Here is a 5,558-nt window from a genome sequence, read left to right on the forward strand (position 1 = left end):
ATCAAAGCCCAGCCCTTCCTCGAACACGGCTTCCTCCATCTCGCTCGGCGGCACGGTGAAGTGCTGCCAGATGCCGAGGAAATCGTTGAACTTGAAATCCACCGCCACCGCCTTGTGATCCTTCATGAACTTGATGACTTCCTTGGCATTCATGCCAGTCCTCCTTGTTGCCGCTGATGAGTTGTTGAATTTCGAACCGCCGGACGCCGGCTTACCACCAGTCTTCTTACTAGATGGCATCCGCTCCTCGTTCGCCAGTCCGGATGCGGACGACTTCGTCGATCGGCACAACGAAGATCTTTCCATCACCGATGCGGCCCGTCTTGGCCGACTTCGAGATCGCTTCGACCACCTGGGCCACCATCTCGTCCTTGACGATGATCTCGAGCTTGACCTTGGGCAGGAAATCGACGACGTACTCGGCGCCCCGATAGAGTTCGGTGTGCCCTTTCTGGCGTCCAAATCCCTTCACCTCGCTCACGGTGATGCCTTGAACACCGATGCTGCTCAGGGCTTCCTTCACCTCATCGAGTTTGAAGGGCTTTATTATGGCTTCGATTTTTTTCATACGGCCACCTTCCTGGGGAACTTGCCCTTGATTTCTATGCTAGCCACCGGGCGGTGTAAAGCGACCCGCCCTCAGAGCGTATAAGCCGTCTCGCCATGTTGCGACAGATCCAAACCTATGACCTCATCCTCTTCAAATACCCGGAGCCCCACAGTCGCATCGACGATCTTCAAGAGGACGAAAGCGCCTACAAAACAGAACACCAGCGTCACGGCAACCGCAAGGGCCTGAATGGCGAGCTGGCCCGGATTACCGAAGAAGAGCCCGTCAGCGCCGTCGGGGTTGATGGCCTTTGACGCAAACACCCCCGTCAACAGGGCGCCCGTAATGCCGCCGACGCAGTGAACCCCGACGACATCCAGCGCATCATCGTAACCAAAACGAGGCTTGAGATTACACGCGGTGAAGCAGACCACACCGGCAACGGCGCCGATCACGAGTGCCGACAGCGGGCTCACATAACCGGCGGCCGGCGTGATCGCCACCAGGCCAGCCACGGCACCGCTGGCGGCACCCAGCACCGTTGGCTTGCCCCGAGCCGCCCACTCGGCCCACATCCACGACAGCGCCGCCGCCGCAGCCCCGCTATTGGTGGCCACGAAAGCGCTCACGGCAAGGGGACTGGCGCGCAAGGCGCTGCCGGCGTTGAAACCGAACCAGCCAACCCACAGCATCGCCGCACCAATCACCGAGAGTGGGAGGTTGTGCGGCGGCATTGGTTCACGGGGATATCCCAACCGCTTACCCATTATCAGCACCGCCGCCAGCGCCGAAATGCCCGCGCTGATGTGCACCACGGTGCCGCCGGCAAAGTCCAATGCCCCCATGCCGCCGTTCATCCCGATCCAACCGCCTTTGCCCCACACCCAGTGTGCCAGAGGATCGTAGATCAACGTCGCCCACAGCACGCTGAACAGCAAGAAGGCGCTGAACTTCATGCGCTCGGCAAACGCGCCGGTCATCAACGCCGGCGTGATGATCGCGAACATCGCCTGGTAGATCATGAAGCACTGATGCGGAATGGTCGGCGCATAGTCGGGATTCGGAGCGCCGCCGACACCCACGAGGCCCAGCCAGCTCAACCCGCCGATGACATGGCCGTGATCCGGACCGAAGGCGAGCGTGTACCCCCACAGCACCCATTGCACGCTGATGAGCGCCATCATCACGAAACTTTGCATGATGGTGGCCAGCCCGTTCTTGCTACGAACGAGACCGGCGTAAAACAACGCCAGCCCTGGCGCAGTCATCATCAGCACCAAGGCGGTGGAGGTCAGCATCCATGCCGTGTCGCCGCTATCGACCTTGGAAGTTTCCTCCGCCAGCACCCTTCCCGCCGCTAGCAACGAAACGGCACCAAATCCGAGAAATGGAATCAGTCCTGGGCGCAATCGGCGCATCATTACCCCCCTTGAGATGTTGTAACGCGTGTACCCTGAGACAACGCGTGCGCACACGCAAGCAGTGTCATGCTGGGTGGACAAACCCGTCCCTAGTTTGGCCAGCAACGGTGATGCCATCCACAGAGGCCTCCACCGGACTGCTGAGTTTTACGGAACGGTCGCGAAGTTGCGCAGCAGTGCTGCCCGCAAGATATGCACCGCGGGATTTTTAGGCACAGGACAGGCGCGCCGGTGAGTCAGCCCGCCCGTTTTCACACCGGCTGACCAGCTTACCTGGCGCCGCGGCTCACCGCTCGGCCTGAAACTTCGGTTCCACGCCACGGAGCAGGCGGGCGAGGTTATCTCGATGTCGGAGAATGATGGTCGCAGCAACAACCATGGCGGCACCCCAGATGGGTGGCGCGCAGCCCAACAGGGCGCTCGCGACCGGCAGGGTGGCCGCCGCCAGCATCGAAGCCAACGAGACGTAGCGGGTGGTCACGGCAGTGCCCGCAAAAATCAGCGCGGCAACAGCCGCAGCCCCGGGGGCCAGACCGAGGAACACTCCGAAGCCCGTTGCCACACCTTTACCGCCGGAAAAACGCAGAAACATGGAAAAGATGTGACCAAAGAAGGCCGCTAATGCCACCAACGCGATCAGCTGTTGCTCCATCAGCAACGCCCGCGCCACCACTACCGGAACGAGACCTTTGGCGATGTCGCCAACCAGGGTCAGGATGGCGAGGCGCCCACCGGCCGTGCGCGCCACATTGGTCGCCCCGATGTTTCCGCTCCCGCTCTGCCTGACGTCGACACCCGCATACCGCCCCAGCCAGACACCGGTCGGGAGAGATCCGCAGACGTAGGCGGCCACAATCAGAACTGCGGCGACCATTTACAGCCGAACGCGGGGTCGCCGTCCACGTGCTTGTCTGCGACCATACGCGTTGCCCAGCAGCCAACCGACGCAGAATCCGATCGCCGCAACCAAAATGCCCGTCGATACCAACATCCGCGATGCGTCTTCGGGCGGAGCCGCCGCCAACGGCGCGGTGTGCTCTCTTGGAGCTGAAGCCTCAACGTCAAGCCGGCGTTGCAACTGCTCCGCTACCGCGCCCAGGCGTGCCAAATCAGAGTGCAATTTCTCGAACTCGGTTGCCGCCGCTGCGGTCGTCGGCAGTGGACTGGGCGTGACCTCCGCTTGGCTCTTCATCGCGGCCAACCCGTCTTGAAGGCGGCGCACCTCGGCACTCAGTCCCTTGTTCTGCTCCGTCAATGTGCGCAAAGCCGCCGACTGGTGCTCAACCGGTGTCGAAGCAGCCGGCGGCGCGACCCGCGTGGGGGTCGTCGCCGGCGCGGGAACCGCGGCGGGCTTCACGGAAGGCTCACCGGGCAACGACAGGAAGGTGCTGTTGACGTAGCCTGACTGCCCGTTGGCAGTGAGCACACGTGCCCACTCGCCCTGCATTTCTTGAATCTCCACGGTGGCACCCTCGCTCAAGGTAGCAAACGGCGGAAACCCGGTGCCCGGACCGCGGCGGATGAAGACATGATCCGCGCCGGTGACAATGGCGGTATTGCCCTGCGCCCAAACCGAGGCGATCAAGACCAGGCAAAGGGCCAACACAAAACCGGAAACGGGGAACGGCAAACCGGATGCCCCGCAGCGACCCTTCGCTTCGGACTCTCCATTCCCCGGCCCCCAGTTTCTCATCTCGTCTTTCCGGTTTTCCATTTTCTTCGGGTGCGCTCCCGTGGTGAGGACGTTGCGCTTGAAAAAAATGGTCGGGGTGACTGGACTTGAACCAGCGACCTCACGGTCCCGAACCGTGCGCTCTACCAGTCTGAGCTACACCCCGTAGTCACCGTCATGAGCAAGGCAGGTCGTGACAACCTGGGCACGGACTTAACACAGTAAGGGGAAATTGCAACCGCAGCCATGCTCCGGGAGCGCCCGGCTTAGCGCACCAGCAGGATGGGGGAGAGGATCTTTTCCTCTAACCAGTCGGAAAGATGCTGCAAGCTCTCCGCATTGATCTCGTGGCCCATCTCGAACTCGCGGTAGGTCACCGGCGCCTGCAGGCGCCGCAAGGTCTCGACCGACTCGCGGCCGCGGCCCACATCGATCAGCTCATCACGGGTGCCGTGATGCACCAGCGTCGGGAGACGCTGGCGCGAACGAGGCGGCAACTCCTCGGCCACCGATCCCGCAAGCCACGAGCTGAGCGCCACCAAACCGGCAAACCGCTCCGGTTCCGCCAGCGCGAGCGCAGACGCGATCACGCCACCTTGGCTGAAACCGAGGACGACGAATTTGTCGGCCGCTATCGGGTAACGCTGCAGCGCCGCGTCGAGGAACCGCCTGGCATCGTCCACGCCCGCCGCCAATGCAACCGCATCGGGCGGGGCGGCCAGGGTCAGCGGAAACCAGCCGTAACCGGTCATCGGTCCCAACGGCACCTCGACGGCTCCTTGCGGGCACAAGACCAGGAAACGGCCACCGGCAAGGTACGGCGCCAATCCCAGCAGGTCCATGGCGTTCGCACCCCAGCCGTGCAATGCCAGAATGGTTGGGTGCGGTCCTTCACCAGCGGGCTCGTACAGCGCGTGCAGGAGGTGCATGGTCACGTCAGGTCCGTGTTCTCGAGCTGATTGTACAGGTCACGCCACTTGGCGAAAGGGCCCTCGTATTGTTCGTGCCGCTCCGGATCCGGCTGGATCTGCGTGTGGCGCACCATGGCCCGAACCGCGGCGGCCAATCCGCCCTGGCCACCGTGCGCGGCAATCAACATGGCGCAACCGAGCGCGGCGCTTTCAGGCTCGTCGGCGACGCGCACGGGCAGCCCAATGACGTCGGCAATCACGCGCGTGAGCACGGCGCTGCGGGACATGCCGCCGCTCAGCGTCAGCTCACTGGCGGCCCGGCCGGTCACTGCCGCGATTTGCTCGAGGTTGGCGCGCAGGGCGTATCCGACGCTCTCCATGAAGGCGCGCACCAACGTGCCACGATCGGGGCGAACCTGCATCGTCGGGAAGGGGAACAGTATCCCGCCCGGCCGGTTCGGGTTCATCTTCATCAGGTTGAAGACGGTGGGACCGACGAACATCATCGTGGGCGGTCCGAAGCGGCCGGCAGCGAGCTGCTCGCCGATCCGGCACAGATCCTCTCGCGGCAAACCGCCGCTGATCAGCTCGAGCAGCCACAGGTAGGCATCACCGGTATCTCCAGCGTTGCTCTCCAGCACCCAGCGGTCGGGAACCACGTGACAGCCGGCCCACAGATTCGATTGCGGATCGAACACCGCGCTGCCCACTACCGTTTGTACCGGTGTGGTGGTGCCGAGCGTGGCAGCGGTGTCGTCCGGCTCCACCGCGCCGGCACCCAACAGCGAACATTGCGTGTCGGCGCCGCCGACGAAGACCGGCGTACCGGCCTTGAGTCCGGTCGCCGCAGCCGCCGCGGACATCAGCACACCAACCTGCTCTCCTGACTGCCGCACCGGCGGTAACACGCTGCGCGGGATGTCGAAGATGGAGAGGATCTCGTCCGACCAGCACCGCTGCTGCAGATCAAACAGCATGGACTCCGTGGCGTTGGAGGGCTCGGC

General features: G+C 63.4%; 6 protein-coding genes and 1 tRNA gene. All 7 read right to left on the reverse strand.

The window, feature by feature from the left end:
• Positions 1–229: 229 nt before the first annotated feature.
• Positions 230–568: a P-II family nitrogen regulator gene (locus tag VF515_22225; GenBank protein HEX7410346.1), complete on the reverse strand. Its 339-nt coding sequence runs from the start codon at positions 566–568 to the stop codon at positions 230–232.
• Positions 569–639: 71 nt separating this feature from the next.
• Positions 640–1,971, reverse strand: a complete 1,332-nt coding sequence (locus VF515_22230) for an ammonium transporter (protein ID HEX7410347.1) — start codon at positions 1,969–1,971, stop codon at positions 640–642.
• Between the two features lie 286 nt (positions 1,972–2,257).
• On the reverse strand, positions 2,258–2,845 hold the full coding sequence (gene plsY, locus VF515_22235) for a glycerol-3-phosphate 1-O-acyltransferase PlsY (GenBank protein ID HEX7410348.1): 588 nt from the start codon (positions 2,843–2,845) through the stop codon (positions 2,258–2,260).
• The gene (locus VF515_22240; GenBank protein ID HEX7410349.1) at positions 2,846–3,664 is read right to left on the reverse strand and encodes an SH3 domain-containing protein; all 819 of its coding nucleotides are present in this window, start codon (positions 3,662–3,664) and stop codon (positions 2,846–2,848) included.
• Between the two features lie 68 nt (positions 3,665–3,732).
• Positions 3,733–3,809, reverse strand: a tRNA-Pro gene (locus tag VF515_22245).
• Between the two features lie 100 nt (positions 3,810–3,909).
• Entirely contained in the window at positions 3,910–4,572 is a 663-nt protein-coding gene (locus tag VF515_22250) for an alpha/beta fold hydrolase (GenBank protein HEX7410350.1), read from the reverse strand.
• A gap of 2 nt (positions 4,573–4,574) precedes the next feature.
• A partial coding sequence (locus VF515_22255) for an FGGY-family carbohydrate kinase (protein ID HEX7410351.1) occupies positions 4,575–5,558 on the reverse strand: 984 nt, incomplete at its 5' end.

It is taken from the genome of Candidatus Binatia bacterium (assembly GCA_036382395.1).
Taxonomy (GTDB): Bacteria; Desulfobacterota; Binatia; order HRBIN30; family HRBIN30; genus JAGDMS01.

Bases quoted from the DNA above. Each gene is read 5' to 3' on its own strand.
- VF515_22225 (HEX7410346.1), bottom strand. From the start codon at position 568: ATGAAAAAAATCGAAGCCATAATAAAGCCCTTCAAACTCGATGAGGTG.
- VF515_22230 (HEX7410347.1), bottom strand. From the start codon at position 1,971: ATGATGCGCCGATTGCGCCCAGGACTGATTCCATTTCTCGGATTTGGT.
- plsY (HEX7410348.1), bottom strand. From the start codon at position 2,845: ATGGTCGCCGCAGTTCTGATTGTGGCCGCCTACGTCTGCGGATCTCTC.
- VF515_22240 (HEX7410349.1), bottom strand. From the start codon at position 3,664: ATGAGAAACTGGGGGCCGGGGAATGGAGAGTCCGAAGCGAAGGGTCGC.
- VF515_22250 (HEX7410350.1), bottom strand. From the start codon at position 4,572: ATGCACCTCCTGCACGCGCTGTACGAGCCCGCTGGTGAAGGACCGCAC.